General features: G+C 43.6%; 18 protein-coding genes and 1 tRNA gene. 15 read left to right on the top strand and 4 right to left on the bottom strand.

The genetic code is table 11. The features are described 5' to 3' along the window. Positions 1-44: 44 nt before the first annotated feature. From AAIR98_RS03290 to AAIR98_RS03305, 4 genes are all read left to right on the top strand, one after another. Positions 45-746 (top strand): M48 family metallopeptidase, encoded by a 702-nt coding sequence (locus tag AAIR98_RS03290; protein ID WP_423970828.1) that lies wholly within the window; start codon positions 45-47, stop codon positions 744-746. Further along, positions 721-1,716 carry an alpha/beta hydrolase gene (locus tag AAIR98_RS03295; RefSeq protein ID WP_423970829.1) on the top strand — a complete coding sequence of 332 codons (996 nt, stop codon included), beginning with the start codon at positions 721-723 and terminating at the stop codon, positions 1,714-1,716. Before AAIR98_RS03290 ends, AAIR98_RS03295 begins: the two co-directional genes overlap by 26 nt. 307 nt (positions 1,717-2,023) lie before the next feature. Next, the gene (locus AAIR98_RS03300) at positions 2,024-2,299 is read left to right on the top strand and encodes a hypothetical protein (RefSeq protein WP_423970830.1); all 276 of its coding nucleotides are present in this window, start codon (positions 2,024-2,026) and stop codon (positions 2,297-2,299) included. A 92-nt stretch (positions 2,300-2,391) separates the two neighbouring features. Then, complete coding sequence (locus AAIR98_RS03305; protein ID WP_423970831.1) at positions 2,392-2,907, top strand: OmpA family protein; 516 nt, start codon at positions 2,392-2,394, stop codon at positions 2,905-2,907. A 480-nt stretch (positions 2,908-3,387) separates the two neighbouring features. Here AAIR98_RS03305 and AAIR98_RS03310 read toward each other — a convergent pair whose 3' ends face one another. Further along, a complete protein-coding gene (locus tag AAIR98_RS03310) occupies positions 3,388-3,915 on the bottom strand; it encodes a type IV pilin protein (RefSeq protein ID WP_423970832.1) in 528 nt (175 codons plus the stop codon). A gap of 53 nt (positions 3,916-3,968) precedes the next feature. Further along, on the bottom strand, positions 3,969-4,856 hold the full coding sequence (locus tag AAIR98_RS03315) for a hypothetical protein (protein ID WP_423970833.1): 888 nt from the start codon (positions 4,854-4,856) through the stop codon (positions 3,969-3,971). Positions 4,857-4,883: 27 nt separating this feature from the next. Between AAIR98_RS03315 and AAIR98_RS03320 the strand changes: the two genes are divergently transcribed. After that, complete coding sequence (locus AAIR98_RS03320) at positions 4,884-6,131, top strand: mechanosensitive ion channel family protein (protein ID WP_423970834.1); 1,248 nt, start codon at positions 4,884-4,886, stop codon at positions 6,129-6,131. Positions 6,132-6,550: 419 nt separating this feature from the next. Here the strand turns inward: AAIR98_RS03320 and AAIR98_RS03325 are convergent, their stop codons facing one another. Next, positions 6,551-7,390 (bottom strand): hypothetical protein, encoded by an 840-nt coding sequence (locus tag AAIR98_RS03325; RefSeq protein ID WP_423970835.1) that lies wholly within the window; start codon positions 7,388-7,390, stop codon positions 6,551-6,553. Positions 7,391-7,601: 211 nt separating this feature from the next. Between AAIR98_RS03325 and AAIR98_RS03330 the strand changes: the two genes are divergently transcribed. The 10 genes from AAIR98_RS03330 (at position 7,602) to AAIR98_RS03375 (ending at position 16,440) form a co-directional block, all read left to right on the top strand. Then, positions 7,602-7,675: transfer RNA gene (locus AAIR98_RS03330), tRNA-Arg, on the top strand. 208 nt (positions 7,676-7,883) lie between these two features. Continuing rightward, positions 7,884-8,123, top strand: coding sequence for a GIY-YIG nuclease family protein (locus AAIR98_RS03335; protein WP_423970836.1), 240 nt, complete (start codon positions 7,884-7,886; stop codon positions 8,121-8,123). Positions 8,124-8,228: 105 nt separating this feature from the next. Continuing rightward, positions 8,229-9,629, top strand: a complete 1,401-nt coding sequence (dnaB, locus tag AAIR98_RS03340; RefSeq protein WP_423970837.1) for a replicative DNA helicase — start codon at positions 8,229-8,231, stop codon at positions 9,627-9,629. Continuing rightward, complete coding sequence (gene alr, locus AAIR98_RS03345; protein ID WP_423970838.1) at positions 9,629-10,738, top strand: alanine racemase; 1,110 nt, start codon at positions 9,629-9,631, stop codon at positions 10,736-10,738. The genes dnaB and alr overlap by 1 nt, the downstream gene beginning before the upstream one ends. Before the next feature lie 9 nt (positions 10,739-10,747). Beyond that, complete coding sequence (locus tag AAIR98_RS03350) at positions 10,748-11,377, top strand: hypothetical protein (RefSeq protein WP_423970839.1); 630 nt, start codon at positions 10,748-10,750, stop codon at positions 11,375-11,377. 127 nt (positions 11,378-11,504) lie between these two features. Continuing rightward, positions 11,505-12,281 carry an MlaE family ABC transporter permease gene (locus AAIR98_RS03355; protein ID WP_423970840.1) on the top strand — a complete coding sequence of 259 codons (777 nt, stop codon included), beginning with the start codon at positions 11,505-11,507 and terminating at the stop codon, positions 12,279-12,281. Between the two features lies 1 nt (position 12,282). Beyond that, a complete protein-coding gene (locus AAIR98_RS03360) occupies positions 12,283-13,044 on the top strand; it encodes an ABC transporter ATP-binding protein (protein WP_423970841.1) in 762 nt (253 codons plus the stop codon). A 14-nt stretch (positions 13,045-13,058) separates the two neighbouring features. Beyond that, the gene (locus tag AAIR98_RS03365) at positions 13,059-14,348 is read left to right on the top strand and encodes an MlaD family protein (RefSeq protein WP_423970842.1); all 1,290 of its coding nucleotides are present in this window, start codon (positions 13,059-13,061) and stop codon (positions 14,346-14,348) included. Positions 14,349-14,359: 11 nt separating this feature from the next. Beyond that, the gene (nadB, locus tag AAIR98_RS03370) at positions 14,360-15,895 is read left to right on the top strand and encodes an L-aspartate oxidase (protein ID WP_423970843.1); all 1,536 of its coding nucleotides are present in this window, start codon (positions 14,360-14,362) and stop codon (positions 15,893-15,895) included. A 26-nt stretch (positions 15,896-15,921) separates the two neighbouring features. After that, positions 15,922-16,440 (top strand): HdeD family acid-resistance protein, encoded by a 519-nt coding sequence (locus tag AAIR98_RS03375; RefSeq protein WP_423970844.1) that lies wholly within the window; start codon positions 15,922-15,924, stop codon positions 16,438-16,440. A 51-nt stretch (positions 16,441-16,491) separates the two neighbouring features. Here the strand turns inward: AAIR98_RS03375 and AAIR98_RS03380 are convergent, their stop codons facing one another. Next, entirely contained in the window at positions 16,492-18,636 is a 2,145-nt protein-coding gene (locus tag AAIR98_RS03380; RefSeq protein WP_423970845.1) for a response regulator, read from the bottom strand. Positions 18,637-18,650 lie beyond the last annotated feature (14 nt).

Genomic DNA, 18,650 nt, shown 5'->3' on the forward strand with positions numbered 1-18,650 from the left:
AAAAATGGCCTGCACTCAGGGCGTAAAAGTTAATATAATAGGGTATGAGCGAAATTGAAACAACTTTATCAGATATAAGATTATTCTTACAGTCACTAAAAACAGACCTGCCCGAGGTTTTTGCCAAAGACGCCCCGGCCGCTGACCAGCAGGGCAAAATACTCTACATGGGTGACTTTTACGACGCCGACATAACGGTAGACGCCGAGGCCGAGCCTAGCGTTAAGTATGACGCCGACACTTATAAATTTCTCGTAACCATAAAAAATGAAGATGACGACGCCAGCGACATGGTGGAAACCTGGCTGCGTGAAGAGGCCGGCCGCGTGCTAAAAGAGCGCAGCGCCGCCTGGGCCGCTAAAATGGGCGTAGAGTTTAACACAATTTTTATTAAAGACCAGCGCACCATGTGGGGCAGTTGCTCGGAAAATAAAAATATCAATTTTTCCTACCGTATTATCAAAATGCCTAATGTAATAATAGACTATCTTATAGTGCATGAACTGGCCCATTTGGTGCATATGAACCACGCGCAGGAATATTGGGCCCTGGTTGAGCAGCATTGCCCGGACTATGACTCGCACCGTAAATGGCTTAACAGCAACCGCGCGCATATCATGGCCAACACCAAAATAACTTATGTAAAACCGCAGGAAAATACCGCTGAGCAGCCTAGTGCCGCCGCAGAAGAACCGCAAGCAGCCGCGGAAGGGGAAGAACATGAGGTTAAACCTGAAACCGTTTAAACTTTTGTGCGTATTGGCGCTGGCTTGTGTCTGTCTGCCCGCCAACGCCGAAACCCAAAAAGAGCCTTTTACCCAGCGTGTTATAACAGACGGCAATGAGACTGCTTTTATGAATTTTCCGTCAAAACACGTAGCCGCCAGGCATGTGCGCTTTGTGCTGCCGGAGGGGTATACAGCCTCGGTTAAAAGATACCCCGTAGTTTATGTGCTTGGGGAAAGCGACCATAAAAATATAGTAAAACCCGCAGACGCTGTTTTTGTTTTTATCACCCCGCATGAAACCGATAAAAATATTTCCGATTTTGTTAAATTCTTGCAAGAAGACCTTATGCCCTACACCGATGTAAACTACCGCACTATTGACGAGCCCAGGTACCGCATGCTGGCCGCACGCGGGGCAGCGGGGGCGTATTTGCTGGAAGTGTATTCGGCGCAGAGGCAAATTAATAATTTAGCTTTTATTGACGCTAAATCTGTGCCGCTGCCGTCTTTAAAAGCCAAAGGCAGAGTGTGGCTAAGCGGCGCTAAGGCGGACGTGGGCGCTATTGTATGGCAGCTGCCGGCAAGAGGTTATGTTTACGGCGCAAATATGCTTTACAGTTTTGATACAGGTAATACTTTTGCCTCTATCCCCGTTAAACAAATTTTTACACTGAACGCTGACTATTTAAGTGATTTTAAACTGTCTTTAACCGCCGATTTTAAAGCTATTCCTATGTCTTATGAAGAGGGTGTGGAACTTACCGCGAATCTTAAAACTAAAAACGGCCTGAATGTTAATTGTCTGCTTACAAAAGCTAATATTAGCTACGCGCCGCAGCTGGAAATACCCGCGCTGGTTTTTGATGAGGCCAGCCAAGCAGTTTTTGTCAACAGCTACTATGTAATAAACACCCCTAAAAAGCGTTCTGTAACACTAAAAGCGCAGGTTATGGGCAAAAACGCTAAAACTAAGCTGAAATTGTATTAAAAAGTCAGTTTTTTGCTGTTTTTTAAGGAAAATATCAACAAAAATTTAAGTTTGTCAACAGTTTTTTTTGATAATTTTTAATTAGGACAGGCGGACCTTGTAACAGAAGATGTTCTGACGAGGATTTTTACCTTATCAACAGCATTTTACCTATAGAAACAGGGTGTTTAGGGCAAAGTTATCCACAGTTTTGGCCAGTTATCCACAGTTATTAAAGCGGTTCCCAAAAATATGCTTAACTAAGCAACCTTTTTCTACTCTGGGGGACAGTTAAATATAGGGTTATCAACAAGTTATCAACAGCCTGTTGATAGATGTGGACAACTTAAAAATCTTGCCTATTTTAGAGTCTGCCGGCACTACTAATGCACTTGCGTTGGCACAAATTTTATTTATTTTGAATTTTGTTTTGCGTGTGGGTATAGCAAAAGCTATATCCCAGCAAAAAAAATACAAAATAAATAAAATTTGTGCCAACCCTTTGGGCCGCGACAGCTTTTTGGTAACTTTTAATTTTTTTATTCCTTACATAGCTTTAGCTATGCTCGTCATAAAAAAATTAAAAATTACTCAAAAAATCTAAGCGGCGCAAGTGTATTAGTAGTGCCGGCAGATTCTACTAGTTTTTTGTATAATTAAAATAGTTAGATTCTCAAATATTAACGCGGGGAAAATATGAAACACATTAAACTTTTAGCATTGCTGGCCCTAATATTTACCTTTGCCGCCTGTTCCAGCGGTAATAAAGAGCAGGACGCCGCCGACCCTGTTATAGCCAAAGAAAAAAAGAAAAACGAACGTTTGGCTAAACAGACGTCAAAAGAGATGCTGGCCTCCAGGCAGATACCCAGCGTGGATTTTGAGTTTGACTCTACCCGCTTAGACACAACCGCCTATGACACGCTTGATAAAATAGCCGAGTTTATGGCGCCCAATAAGCAAATAAAACTTATTGTAGAGGGGCACACAGACAGCGTTGGCTCGCACGAATATAACGACTGGCTTAGCAAAGCGCGCGCCATGGCTATTAAAAGTTATATAGTAAGCCGCGGCGTTCACCCGGATTCTATTAAAGTTTACGGCTACGGCAAAAGACGCCCGCTTACATTAGATAATACGCCCGAAGGCAGGGCGACAAACCGCCGAGTGGTATTTATAGTAACAGACCGCCACTGGGAAGCCGTATATTGATTTAAAAAAAGAGAGCCAAAATCGGCTCTCTTTTTTTGTATCTGTTGAAAACCACCCGCTTGCGGGTGGTTCTGTATAGGTTTCACCGATGAACAAAAAAAGATGTGTGGGGTATCAAATAGTAGAAACAAGCTATCTTTAAATAGAGAGCTTGTTGTGGATCCCTCGCCCCAGCGGGGGATAGCGTAGCATGCATATATTCGGTATGCGGAGGGTATGGTGAGGGTGAGGTTGCAGTAAGGCTAAAGTGGAAGATATTTTTATTTAATAACAGCACATTCCCCCTCACCTGTTCGCTACGCTCACTTCCTCTACATACCGGATATATGCATGCTACGCTATCCCCAAGATGGGCGAGGAATGCAAATGGCAGTTTGTTAAGGCACATTACATGCGCAGCCAGTATCCTGGGGCAGGACCCCAATGTGAAAAACCCCCGGCTACGCCGGGGGATATTTATTTTACGGATATTTTAAATTTTTATTTTAACAGGCAGTAGTTAAACCCTTGTTCTGTTTTTAGTTCCCCGCATAGGGATTTGCAAAACTCTCTGCCTTTGTTAAAAGGGGCTGTTGTACCATTAGTCAGCACAGCGCAAAACCTGTTACCTTTTTTAAAAATATCTGTCCTTTTTTCACCAAACCCAACCCCAAGGTCATAACTAATAGAAGAGGAAGATTTTCTTATTGAAAAATAGTTTGGCAGCATGTTTAAAAACACATTCCTGTCATGAATGCTTTTATACCGTAATTTGATATCAATATCTAACTCATTGCTAACAACGTCGTCTGCGGGATATTGTACAAATGTAGGGTATGCGCCGTGTTCTAAATAGTATCTTTCTAATGCTTGCGTTACGGCGGCAAGCTGTACAGTCATTTCAGCCGAGCGTGACTTTTCTACCGCTTTGTTATATTGCGGCAGCGCAATGGCTGCTAATATACCTATTATTAAAACAACAACTAAAAGTTCAATTAATGTAAACCCGTAAGAATTATTATTCTTCATAATTTCTATATCCTCATGTAAAAACAGAAAATAAATTATACAAAATATATATTTTACTTGGCGGCTATTTGTGTGGCAAGCGCGTTGTAGGGGCGTACCTGGGCGTTGTTTGTTACCAGCCACTGGCCGCAGGCTATAGGGTAATCTTTTAACGATGTTGTGCTTTTACCCCTTTTAGATTTTGACGTGCAGGTTACCAAAGTAGCGTCTTGCACGGTTTTTGTATGCCATTCTTTATCGCCCGATATCAGCACATAGCCGGATTTTCTTTGTTCTAGGTCCAGCTTGTAAAGGTAATTGTCTATGTCAAAACCGTAAAATCTTTTAACGTACGCTACCGCCTGCTTTTGCTCATACTGCGCGGTAAGGGCGGCTACCTCAGCCGTGTCTTTGGCTTTGGCCTCTGCCGCGCGGATTTGGTTGATGTAGGCGGCCGCGGCGGCGGACTCGCTTTTGGCCATGGCCGTCTGACTTACGGCTTCTAAAACCGCGAAATCATTTTCTTCTTTATATTTAAGTTTAACGGTGCCGTCACGCTTTATAGCGCCTGAGGGTGCGGCGCTGGCCGTGCTTAATTCCAGCAAAGAAGAATACTTTACTTTTATTGTTATTTTTTCCGGCGTATATTTTCGGGCAACGCCTTTGGTTTTGAGTTCCTGCTCCAGTCCTTCGTTCAGGTTAAGGGTAACTTCGTCCACATCGCTTAGCCAGCAGCAGCGGGTTATACAGTTGCGGTCGTTAGCCACTCTGTTTTTGGCGTCTTCGGGCAAAAATTTAAGGTTAAACTTATAGCACATGTCATACTGTTTGCCCTCCCAATCTTTTTTGCCGCTGACAACTTCCAGCCATTCTTTATTGGAAGCGTAGGCGGAGTCCAGCGTAAGGGGGTTATGGCAGGCCTGTATAGGTAAAATAAGTAATATAAAAAATAGTTTTTTCATAGCTTGATTATATAATATAATACTGGTATGCAACTACTACTTAAACTGTTTGTTTTCTTAAGCGTGCCTGAAGCGTACGCTTTAATTATCGCCAAACTTATCAGCATAGCTGTGTTTGGTTTTTTTGTTTGGTTTGTGGGCTATCTCTGCCGCAAACTGTCTGAGAAATACCTTATAGATAAGATTTTTAAGGGCCGCTTTAACAGTTGGCATAACGCGCTTAAAAACGCTAACTTTTTTGCCGCGCTGGGTTATGTTTTTGCAGGTATAATAGGCCAGCTGTGTATTAACTTTTTCTTCCCCGCCGAGTTTGAAAGGTTTAACGCCTTTGGCGTAAAGCTTATTAACCTCTACTTTCAGGTTTGCATACTTATAATAATTAACAAGATTTTAAGCCTTATCAACTCTTTCTACGGACACAACCCTAATGTGCCGGTAAAAGGTATTGTACAGGCGGTTAAGATACTTGTTAACTTTATGGGTATACTTATTATCTTGGCCCTTATACTGGGTAAAGAGCCTACGGTGCTGATAGCATCGTTAGGTGTGTTTGCCTCAGTAGCAATGTTAGTTTTTAAAGACCCTATTTTAGGTTTAACCGCCAGCTTCCAGCTGTCTCTTAACAATATGTTACGCATAGGCGATTGGATAGAAATGCCCAAACACGGCGCGGACGGCGACGTTATAGACATTTCGCTTACATCTGTGCGCGTGCAAAACTGGGACAAAACTATTGTAAGCATACCTGCCTATGATTTAATTTCATCTTCCTTTAAAAACTGGCGCGGCATGAGCGACGCCGGCGGCAGACGCATTAAAAGGGCTATTAATATAGACGTGCAGACAATTAAGTTTATAGACGCGGCTATGCTGCAAAAGCTTAAAAAAATTGAACTGCTTAAAGATTATATTGAAAGAAAAGAAAAAGAAATCGCCCAATATAACGAGACACATAATATTACGGACAGCCTGCTTAATGGACGCAATTTAACAAACGTAGGCACATTCCGTGCTTATTGCGAGGCTTACATAAGAAGCCGTGATTATATACACAAAACTTTTACCAGTATGATACGCCAGCTTGAGCCCGGGCCGCAAGGCTTACCGCTGGAAGTGTACTGCTTTACCGCCACAACAGAGTGGCTGGCGTATGAAGCGTACCAGAGCGACCTTTTTGACCACTTGTTCGCCGTCATGAAAGATTTTGATCTTAAGCCTTTCCAAAACCCCAGCAGCGGCGATATAAGCGGCCTGGCGGGTAAGATGGTAAGATAATCTTATAATATAAGGTATTAAGCCCCGTGCTATACGCACGGGGCTTTTTTTACTTCGTAAAAAAATTTTGAATATTTTAGCTTTGCTAAAATAACGACTTTCAAAATATCATTATTAATACGGCCGTCCGGTTGGGCGGCCTTTTGATGATTTTTCTATTACTTATTCCACGGCACAGCATGCTTTCATATTTGGTTCTTTTTATTTTTCCGCCCTTGCCGTACGCTTCGCCTTAAGTACTTATTTGCGCAAAGAAAAAGGAAAAGCCGCTCAAACTTCTGTGAAAATTTTCTTCTACAACGGCACTAATTACACGGCTTTAAAAATTAAGCTCGGCACACTTCCGTTGTGGTTGCTATGATAATGGCATAAAAAAACCCGCGTTAGTTTGCGGGTTTTCTATTTAAATCTAATATTATTTACATTTTTAAAGCTAAGCTTTGCGGTGCCGGGGCTGGCTTGGGTATTTCATTGTTTATTATGAAGTACACCATTACCGTAACATTGTCTGAAATATATTTTACGTCGTATGTTACAACCATGTCTGAGTAGCTGGGTAAAGCGCCTGCCAGTTTTTCTCTGTCTGTTTTAGAACCTCTTTTGGCAATGGTGTTAAGCACTTCCATATGGTTGGTTCTGTTTAAGGTTGCTATTACGGGGTCTTTAGAGTCGCTCTTGTAGGCCACGGTAATTTTACGCGCTTTTGTGTTTAAGTTGTTGCATAAAAACGTGTTTGTTGAGTACGTGTCAAAAGATTTGGTCGCGTTTAAAAACCTGTAGGTGTTAGGTGTAATAATTTTTAATCTTGTATCGGTAAAATTGTAATTTTTAGCGTGATACGCGCCTAAAGACTCTAAGCTTTGCGGTTTTATTTCGGGGAATAAAAATTGTATTTTTACGGGGTTAACTCTTTCGGGTATGTGCTTAACCTGGAATATTTCCTGGCGTGATTTTACTATTTCGCCCTTATCGTTCATCTCTGTTGTTACTACGGCGTTGTTACCTTCAAAAACAGGGTCTACCGACGCTATCAGCGGCTCTCTTGACGCTAAAATATTTAAAGGTAAATTGAATGAATAGAGGGGGGAAACGTCCACAAGTATTTCTTTGCCGGTATTATCAGACAATGGCGTGCCCGACAAATCAACCTTTACGCCGCTAAACCTGGCCATAGCCTGCGCAAGCACATTCTCGACGTTGTTTGCCGATGCGCTAATAAATAAAAACAAAGTTAAAATTGATAATGTTAGCCTTTTCATAATTACTCCATAACCTATGATAGGTAAAAAAGAAACTTGTAACAAGGGCCAAAAGACCTATTTTGCACGTAGGACCTTTTTATAATATAGGTTAGGAACAGTATAATATATTTGTGTTAAAATGCCTTTAAATAAATATCCATAATGATATTATATATAAAGATATTATAATAAATCTGCTAAAATATAAATATATACATTCTATTTTTATGCTCCCCTAGCTCAATTGGATAGAGCGACTGTCTTCGGAACAGTAGGCTGTGGGTTCGAGTCCCTCGGGGAGTATTCGTCTTCTCTACGCTACGACGCAATTTTAGCGGAGCTCTTATTTTACAAAAGGCAAAAAGCATTGCAATTTTAAAAAAGTTGAAGACGAATACCGCGTCGTAGCACAGCGAAGACGGGTATAAATAAGATAATCTACACCTTCGCGAATTCGCGCCACAGCAAAATAACGGTGTATAGAGTGAAGACAGATATAAATAGGTTCTTTATGAAATACGTATACATACTAGAAAGCATAAATTTCAAAGAAACGTACTATATAGGAATTACGTCTGATTTAAAGAAACGCTTTAAAGAGCATAACCTGAAAAATGGAAACCATTCTGAAAAGTTTCAACCATGGAAATTAAAATGCTATTTTGCTTTTGATAACCCAGAAAAAGCTAATGCTTTTGAAAAATATCTAAAAACATCTTCCGGTAGGTCTTTTTGTAAAAGACATTTTTAAATCATACTCAAAATATGGCACAATATTAAATAGTATAATTTCACATTAACCCCAATTTTAAACTAATTATCCCCGTTGCTTTGCAACATGTAAGGAGACGTACTTATGGCAGACAATATTTTAGAAAAACTACCCCCGCAGGCGCTTGACGCCGAAATGGCCGTTTTAGGCTCTATGCTTATAGACGCGCAGGCTGTTGAACGCGCCTTTGACACGCTTAAACCCGAGCATTTTTATAAAGACGCCCACAAAAAGATTTTTACCGCCATGCGTAACGTGTCCGACAAAAACCAGGCCGTCGACATGATTACCATAACCGAAGAGCTTAAAAACAGCAAACACCTTGCCCAGGTAGGCGGCGAGGTTTACCTGTCTGAACTTATAGACAAGGTGTCCACCTCCGCCCACGTGGAGCATTACGCCGAGATTGTGTACAAAAAGTTTTTAGTGCGTGATTTAATAAGAATATCCACAAACGTCGTACAGGAATGTTTTAAACAGGAAGATGAACCTGAAAAACTTATTGACCTGGCGCAGGAACAAATTTTTAAAATCAGCCAAAAGCAGGATATTAAAGGCTTTGTCGCCGCTAAGGATATGGTGGAAGACGTTATGCACGCCATTGAGCGCGCCCGTTTGGACAAAAACCCCGTCAAAGGCGTACCCACAGGCTTTACGGAGTTTGACTATAAAACAGGCGGTTTTAGAAAGTCTGACCTTATTATTATAGGCGCCCGCCCGTCACAGGGTAAAACGGCTTTGGCGCTTAACATGGCGCACTACGCAAGCGTGGTTAAAAATATTCCCGTGGCATTGTTCTCCTTAGAAATGGGCAAGAATTCTATTTTCGAGCGTATGTTATGTTCGGCCGCTATGGCCGACGTGCACCAGGTACGCAGCGGTATTTTTAAAATGGAAAAATGGCGCGACTTAACGCGCGAGGCCACCCGCCTTGCCAACGCCCCTTTCTTTATAGACGACACCCCGGGCATTACTATTACAGACATTCGCATGCGTGCCCGCCGTTTAGCAAGCGAGCTTGAGAAAGAGGGCAAACAGCTTGGTATGATAATGATAGACTATTTACAGCTTATCAGAAGCACGGGCCGTTTTGAAAGCAGGCAGCAGGAAGTGTCCGAAATTTCAAGAATGTTAAAGGAACTGGCCAGGATTTTAAACGTGCCTGTAATAGCGCTTTCACAGCTCAGCCGTAAAAATGAGGACAGGAGCCGTGTTGATAATAAACCGCAGCTCTCTGACCTCAGGGAGTCCGGCTCTATCGAGCAGGACGCCGACGTTGTCGCCTTAATCCACCGTGACGGCTACTACAAACGTGACGACGAATCTTTAAAACGCAAGGCTACCTTAATTATTGCCAAACAGCGTAACGGGCCTGTGGGCGACGTGCCGCTTAACTTTATCAGCGAACATACTTTATTTACCAACCCCGCGCCTGAAGATATACCTGTGGGTGACTACGGGCAGGAAGTTGGGGTGCCGTTATAATGGATAAGATTTTAAGGCCAACCTGGGCGGAAGTCAGCCTTAGCGCCGTGCGTTATAATTTAAATCACGTGCGCGGCTTGCTTAACCCAAAAACCAAAATACTTTTTGTGCTAAAGGCTAACGCTTACGGGCACGGCGCGGTTGCGCTGGGCAAATTTGCGCAGGCGGAAAACTTGTGCGATATGCTTGGCACAGCTTCTATAGAAGAGGGCCTGCAGCTTAGGGACGCCGGCATTACCATGCCTATACTTGTGCTGGGCAGTATATATCCTTTTGAAGCTTTTGAGTACGCTATCAAGGGCAACCTTGCCATAACCGTGGCCAGCTTAAGCGCCGCCAAAGCTGTGCGTGAAATAGCGGACAGGTTGGGTATGACGGCATATTGCCACGTTAAGCAAGACACCGGCATGGGGCGCATAGGCACCAGGCGCACAGGCGTAGCCAAAATTTTAGCCGAACTTAAACAGAGTAAAAATATTGTTATAGCTGGTTTGTACACTCACCTCTCCTGCGCTGATAGTGATGAGGTTTTTACCTCACAGCAGTTGGGTTATTTTGAGCAGGCCGCGCTGGAAGCTAAAACAAACGGCGTTGATATTCAGGCTTACCACACGGCGGCCACAATGGGCACATTACACGCTGCGCGCGGCAGGTTTGATATAGTGCGCATAGGTCTGGGCGCTTACGGCACAGTAAAGGGGGATAATAATTTTACGCCCGCTTTAACTTTAAAATCAAGAATAGTTTTTATTAAAGACGTTAAAAAAGGTTTTGCCTTAAGTTATAACCGCAGTTTTATAGCCCCGCGCGATATGCACGTGGCCACAATACCTGTAGGATATGGCGACGGATATTTAAGAAACATGAGCGGCAAGGCTGAGGTTTTAATTGCTGGCGTGCGCTGTAAAGTTATAGGTAATATAACCATGGACATGCTGATGGTGGATATTACGGATTTACCGTCCGCCAATATTGGCGACGAGGTTGTGCTGATAGGCGCACAGGACGGCGCAGAAATAACTGCTTGGGACCTGGCCGAGTGGGCAGGCACAATAGCCTACGAAATTACTACGCTAATTACCGCAAGAGTACCAAGAATTTATAAATAAGGAGTTTTTATGAAAAAAATTATTGTTTTATTTTTCTTCTTTGGTCTGTGCCTCACAACCTTTACTTTTGCTAAAGAAAATAAACCTGCTGATAATAAAAAAACTTCTTTTGCCAATTATCTACCCCGTATAAAAACCTATACAATGCCAATCACATTTTGGGATTCTTTTGTGTTTCAAACCGATGAAACGCCGGAGCCTGTAGGTATAAGCAACCCGCAAAAAGAGATTTTCGTATCTAATGAAGATTTTGTGTCTGTTTTTAAAAATGATTTGCCGTTTATAAAAAAATCTTCCAGGTTTAAGGTTTTTATTGTGGGGCAAGTTAAAATGTTTCCTAATGTTTACACTCTAATATTTAGGATAGAAAATGGCGAGAGCACCAAAGCGGTCTTGCTTGCCAACTATTCTGCCAAGTACGAATTTTTGGGTATGGAATATGTGTACCCTTCAGCGGTGCTTGACTGCTCTGAGTCAAAAACATATGAGGAGGGCGGCTCTCTAACAGAAACATTAACCAGCAGTTGCTCGTCCAGCGGGGTTACTGAAGTTCTTACAGGTACGCTCAACTCTTCTTTTAATCTTATTGATATTCAAGCATACAGACCCAGCGACTGGGACTCTGAAACTGACATCTAAAAAGCCCCTTAATTTAGTAAAACTCATCTTCCTATAAAAATTTTAAAAGCGTAAACACCGCCTAAATATTCCCCTGAACGGGGGAATATTTTATAGAATCTTATATATACATTTAAGAGGGCGGCAAGTGTTTAAACTTATAGGAACATACCTGATAATGTTTTTTGATGAATGCGGCAAAGCGGCAAATATGCTGCGCGCAAGCGCGTTCTGGCTGTACCGCGCGCCCTTTGAATGGGGCCAGGCTATGTCGCAGTCTGTCAAGCTTGGCATAGACTCTCTTACCGTTACCACCCTTACCAGCGTTTTTACCGGCATGGTGCTGGCCTTGCAGGGCGGCAATACCATTAATAATATTTTAAACGAGCCTATGTTTGTGGGCACATTAGTCAGCTTTTCTTTAATACGTGAGCTGGGCCCTGTGCTGACGGCGGTGGTTATTATAGGCCGCGCGGGCGCGTCTGTCACCGCTGAGATTGGCACTATGGAAGTGACAGAACAGGTTGACGCGCTTTACACCCTTGGCACCAACCCGCACAGGCAGCTTGTGTTGCCGCGCATGTTTGCCTTTATGTTTACTGTGCCTATACTTACGCTGTTTGCAAATTTCTCGGGTATATTTGGCGGTTATTTGGTGGCGGTGCATGGGTTAAACGTGCCCGCTTTTACTTATATGAACGATATTACCGCCTATATGGGCGTGGCGGATTTTATGCACGGCTTTATAAAATCTTTTGTGTTCGCTTTTATGATTGGCACGGTTGCGTGCTATAAAGGTTTAGACACAAAAGGCGGCGCGGAGGGCGTGGGCCGCTCTACCACGGTGGCCGTGGTTACCAGCATGGTGCTGGTGTTGGTGCTGGACTACTTTTTAACTGCGATACTTACGTCGCTGGGGATATAAAATGATAGTGGTAAAAGGTTTAAGAAAATCTTTTGGCGCCAAGCATGTGCTTGACGGTATAGACCTTACTATTAAAGACGGTGAAATACTGTCTGTAATAGGCGGCTCTGGCACGGGTAAAAGCACGTTTATTAAATGCGTTATGCGCCTGATTGAACCAACGGCCGGCAAAATTTTAATTGATAATAAAGACATAGCTTTTGTTAACGACGAATATAAGCTGGCCGCCGTCAGGCGCAGCATGGGTTATTTGTTCCAGGAAGGCGCGCTGTTTGACTCTCTTAGCGTAGGGGAAAACGTTGCGTTTGGCCTAAAATATTTAACGGATGAAAAAAAGGCGGACTACAAAAAAATAGTAAAAGAAAAGCTTGCGCTGGTTGGCCTAAAAGACGTGGAAGACATGCGCCCGAGCGAACTTTCCGGCGGTATGAAAAAGCGCGTTGCGCTTGCCCGCGTGCTGGCCGTAAGCCCCAAATATTTACTATATGACGAGCCTACCAGCGGCCTTGACCCTATTATGTCTGACATCATCAGCGATTTAATTTTAGAAATGAAGCAAAAGCTTAACATGACTTCGGTTGTTATTACGCATGACATGAAGTCCGCTTACAAAATATCTGACAAAATAGTATTTTTATATAACGGTAAAATACTTATGGAGGGCACGCCGGACGATTTTAGAAAAACGGACAACCCCTACGTCAGGCAGTTTATAGACGGTAAGGCCCAGGGCCCTATACAGATGAAATTAACCAGAGATTAAGGTAGAATATAAATATGAAAGCAGAAACAAAAGTAGGTTTATTTGCGGTGTGCGGCGTAGTGCTGTTTGGCGTGGCTGTTTACATGCTGGGCAATATTTCCGTTGGCGGGGAGTATAAAATTAACGTAAGGTTTCACGATGTTTCGGGCCTGCCCAGCAAATCCGTAATTAAACTTAACGGCGTTGAAATAGGCAAAGTACGCGCCATAAAAATGGACGGCGACGGCGTGATAGTGGTGCTTGGCGTTAAAAAGAATGTACCTGTTTATAAAGATTCTGTTTTCAAAATTATGGCCACCAGCATAATAGGCTCAAAATATTTAGGCGTAGAGCAGGGCCGCCCGGCCGCGGGCGTTTTTAACGACGGCGACAGCGTAAACGGCTACAATGAACTTGCCATGGACCAAATGCTTAACGAGACTATGGCCAGCGTAAAACAATTTGTAGACAGCGTTAATAATAACGGCGCCTTCGGCGCGGATTTAAACGCCACTTTAGTAAACCTGCGCCAGCTTTCTAATAACATAAGCGAGCTTGTTTCCACCCTCAGGCCTTACCTTGAGCATTCTATGGAAGACATAAGCGACGTTACCGTCAGCCTTAAAGACCTTATGGCCCGCGCGGACGTAATTACCCGCCAAATTCAAGACAGCGAGGGCGTGATAGGTTCATTAATTAACGACCCTGAAATGAAAGACGATTTAAAGGCCTCCGTGTCTGACCTTAGAGCCACTATGGTTGACGCCAGAGAGTTTGTGGGTAAAATGAGCAAGTTTAGAGTGTTTTGGATGTTTGACGGCTATTATAATACCGACGCTGAGGCGTTTAACACAAACATAGCGCTTAAAATTTACCCCAGCAATGATTATATGTACTACAGAGTTGGCTACAATAATATCGGCAATGAAGACGACTCTTTGGGCTCCAAAGATTATGTTGAAAAGAATAAAATTGAAGCCAGGCTTGGTTTTTATAATAATTACTTTGACCTTTCCGCAGGTTATATACGCGGTGGCGGCGGGGCCGAGCTGCTGCTTATGCCGTTTTATGACCGCAAGTTTCTTAACCGCGTTTCTTTCCAAACCGCTGTAACTGATTTTGGCAGAGACAGGACGATAAACGGCCGCCACTTTAATAAGCCTAACCTTTTGTACGGCGTAAACTTTGATATTAATAAATACTTCAGCGTAGGCGCGGGCATGACCGACGCGCTGGAAGTTAACCAGCCTTACCTTAAGACAACAATTAAGTTCCAGGATAAAGACATAGCTTCTTTCTTCGGGCTGGCCACACTGGCAAGTTAAAAGGGATTTATATGAAGGTTTTAAAAACGGATGTTTTGGTAATAGGTTCCGGTTTAGCGGGCGCTACTTACGCGCTTAGCGCGGCGCGGCTGGGGTTAAAAGTTATTATGATTTCCGGCGGTGAACCGGAAGATACCAACAGCGATTTAGCGCAAGGCGGCGTGGTGTATGAAGCGCCCAAAGGCATAAACGCGCTTGTTAAAGACGTGCAAAACGCCGGCTGCGGCCTGTGCAACGAGCCTGCGGTAAAAGAAATTTGCACAAACGGCTACAAAGTTTTAAACGACCTTTTTGTAAAAGAATTAAAAGTGCCTTTTGATGTTGACGCTAAAGGCAAACTGCTGCTTACCCGTGAGGGCGCGCACACAAGCAGGCGCATTATTTACGCTAAAGATACCACGGGCCACGCCATGCTGTCCGGCTTGCTCAAAGCTGTTAAAAAAGAAAAAAACATAAAAGTGCTGGCGCAAAATACCGCGGTAGATTTACTTACCCTTTCACATAACTCAGAAAATACCTTAGACCGTTATTACCCGCTTACATGTTTTGGAGCGTACGTGCTAAACAATAAAACGGGCGAGGTTTACGGCGTAACCGCTAAAAAAACAGTGCTTGCCACAGGCGGCGTTGGGCAAATATACCGCCATACAACTAACTCACAATTTTCCTTCGGCCACGGCATTGCTATGGCTTACCGTGTGGGCGCGAGGGTAATGAATATGGAGTTTGTGCAGTTCCACCCGACGGTGTTTGGCAAAGGTAAAACATTTTTAATATCAGAGGCCGTGCGCGGCGAGGGCGGCGTGCTGGTAAACAGCAAAGGCAAAGAGTTTATGAAAAAGTATCACCCCATGGGGTCCTTAGCGCCCCGTGACGTGGTGGCAAGAGCTATTGAAGAGCAGCGTTTACACGGCGACAAAGTGTTTTTAGATTTATCTGCAATTAAGCCTGAACATATTAAAGAAAGGTTCCCCAATATTTACCGCAAGTGCCTTGAGTACGGCGTGGACATAACTAAAGAAAGAATACCCGTTGTACCCGCGGCGCATTACTTTTGCGGCGGCGTTTACGCTACGCCAAGCGGGCGTACTAATATAGAAAATTTAAATGTAATAGGTGAGTGCGCCTGCACCGGCCTGCACGGGGCTAACCGCCTGGCCAGCACATCGCTTTTAGAAACGCTTTCCATGGGCGACGCATGTGCCCGCGCAGATAAGCAGGACATAGCTAAAAATAAATTTCACATACCTGCCCCAAGACCGTGGCGCAGCCCCGTAAAAGCGGCTGACCTTAACTTGGTTAAGCAGGATATCGCCACATTGCAAAGCACAATGTGGAACTATGTTGGCCTTATAAGAAGTAAAACCCACCTTGCCCGCGCCGAAAAAATATTAAGGCATATGCATAATGAAATAAGCGTTTTCTACCGCGACGTGCAGCTTACGCCCGAACTTATTGACCTGCGTAACGGCACGCAAACCGGCCTGCTTATAACCTACGCCGCGCTTAAAAATAACAAAAATATAGGCTGCCACTATTTGTCATAATAAGTTTGTACAAACAGGAGGGGATTATGAAAAAAGCAAAGACGTTTCTGGTAGTAGCGGGGATAATATATGTTTTAGTGGGGATGCTTGTAATGTTATTTCCCGGTGTAACTTTGGCCACGCTTTCTGTTATGCTTGGCGTGGGTATATTGGTGGCTGGTATTTTTAACCTTATCAGCTATTTTAATGATAAAGAAATGCTTAAAAGCCCGGGCTGGACTTTGACGGCGGGTATTTTAGACATAGTTATAGGTTTAATACTGCTTGGCAATATAGGCGCTACGGCTATGGCCATACCGTTGGTGGTTGGCTTTTGGGCCATATTTGGCAGCATAGCCAGAATAGCGGCGTCCATCACATTTAAAAACTTAGGTTTTAATAAATGGTGGGTGGCCATGGTTGCCGGTATAATAGGCTTGGTGCTGGCTTATTTTATTATTGTTAACCCGGCGTTTGGCGCTATATTTGTAACCACATATATAGGAATATATTTTGTGTTTGTAGGTATGATGGCATTGGCCGAAGCAATGGTAGTAAAAAAATAAAACTATTAAATAAAATCACCCCGGGTAAATCCCGGGGTGATTTTTTATTTATTATGAACGTTTCATGTATTTGCGCATCATGGCCATAACCTCGTTAATGTTAAAAGGTTTGCCTATGTGCGCGTTCATGCCGCTGGCTATACTGCGTTCTATATCTTCCTTAAAAACGTTTGCCGTCATGGCAATGATGGGCACTGTTTTGGCTTCAGGCGCGTTAAGCGCGCGTATCTGCCTGGTGGCTTCATAACCGTCCATCTCCGGCATTTGTACGTCCATAAAAATAATATCGTACCTGTCAGGGTTTGCGCGCATCATTTCAACAGCCTCTTTACCGTTAACGGCCATATCAATGGCGACGCCCGTGGGTTCCAGCAGGGAAAATACTATTTCTCTATTAATGTCCACGTCTTCCGCCAATAATATTGTGCGGCCCGCAAAGATATTTTTAAAATCTTCCTGTGTTTGGGCGGATGGCAAAACATCGTCACTGTCTTGCAAAGACATCATTACCAAATCTGAAATCATGGAGGGGAACAGCGGCTTTTGCAAAAATCTTTCCACGCCCGCGGCTTTGGCGTCTTTCTCAATAACGTTCCATTCTACCGACGAAATCATAGCAACTACAAAGGGGGAATTGTTTATTTCTTTAATACGCCCGGCAAGTTCAATACCGTTCATGCCCGGCATTTTCCAGTCTATAAGGTAAATATCATAGGAGCCTTTTTCTTTAATCATTTGCAGCGCTTCTTCGCCGCTGCCTGCAACGTCAAATTTAAGGCCCAGCCTGGCGAATATACCTGAAAGTTGTTCTCTTATATGCGCGTCGTCATCCACGCCCAGCACACGCACGCTGTTCCATTTAAGCCCGGGGTTAAGCAAGGCTTTTTTTTCTTTTTCACTATTGCACAGCCATACATTAAAATAAAAAGTGGAGCCTTTGCCCTCTTCAGACTCTACGCCTATTTCGCCGCCCATAAGCTCTACTATGCGCTTGGAAATAGCCAGGCCCAGGCCCGTGCCGCCAAATTTACGCGAGGTGCCGCTCTCCGCTTGTGAAAAAGATGTAAATAAACGGCCTTGCTGCTCTTTGCTTATGCCTATGCCGGTGTCCGTCACTTCCACGCGTATACCGTGCATAGTGTCTTTGTTGCCAAGATAATGTGTTTTAAGGTGTATTTCACCGTGTTCCGGAGTAAATTTAACGGCGTTAGAAAGAAGGTTGGTTACAACCTGCTTTAAACGCTGGTCATCGCCCAGCAGCATGGCGGGGATATCAGGGTCAAGCGATACTTGCAGCAGCTGCTTTTTCTCATCCACGCGGAAGTTGATTACGCTAACCACTTTTTGCAGCATGCGCTCAAAATTAAAATCAACTAAAGAAAGTTCCAGTTTATTGGCCTCAATTTTTGACATGTCTAAAATATCATTGATAACGCCAAGCAGGTGTGAAGAGGCGTCTTTTATTTTGCCGAAAGCGTAGTCTTTGCGGTCAATATCTTTAGCGGATTGGCCTATAGAGGTCATGCCTATAATGGCGTTCATAGGGGTGCGTATTTCGTGGCTCATATTGGCCAAAAAGTCAGACTTGGCGCGCGAGGCTTGTTCAGCGGTTTCTCTGGCGGCTTCTATATCAGTAATATCGTGAAATAAAATTAAAACGCCTTCTATATCGCCGCCGTCGTTTAACATGGGGATAAAGTTGATATTATAACGCGCGGTTTTACCTTTGCCCGCAAAGTCTATACTGCGTGATGATGTTTTACTTTTTTTATGGAACATTACTTCATCTATAATAAAAGAAATGTCTTTAGCCCAGGCCGCCCCTTTAAAAAGGTCTTGCAGTAAATACCCGCCTATTTCTATGGTAGACTTAAAGCCGGATTGTTTTAAAAAGTTGTTTGTGCAAAAAACAATGCGTTTCTGCCCGTCTAAAAACAGCATGATGTTGGTGCTGTTGGCAAGCATGAGTTCAAGGTAGCGGTCACGCTCGCGCTGGGCTAGGGTTTGCGCGGCAAATTGGTTTATTTTAACCTGTGAAATTAGTTTTTCCTGAGTGAGCTGGCGTTGTAAATGCAAAATCTCGCGCCTAAGCAACCTTTCTTCTTTTTCAAGTTTGGCTACTTTGGCGTTAAGCTGGGTGAGGTGATCGTTCAAATCACCCGTATCAGTTTGTGGGTTGATAACGTCGTCGCTCATGTTAATTCCTTATC

It is taken from the genome of Elusimicrobium simillimum (assembly GCF_049639735.1).
Taxonomy (GTDB): domain Bacteria; phylum Elusimicrobiota; class Elusimicrobia; order Elusimicrobiales; family Elusimicrobiaceae; genus Elusimicrobium; species Elusimicrobium simillimum.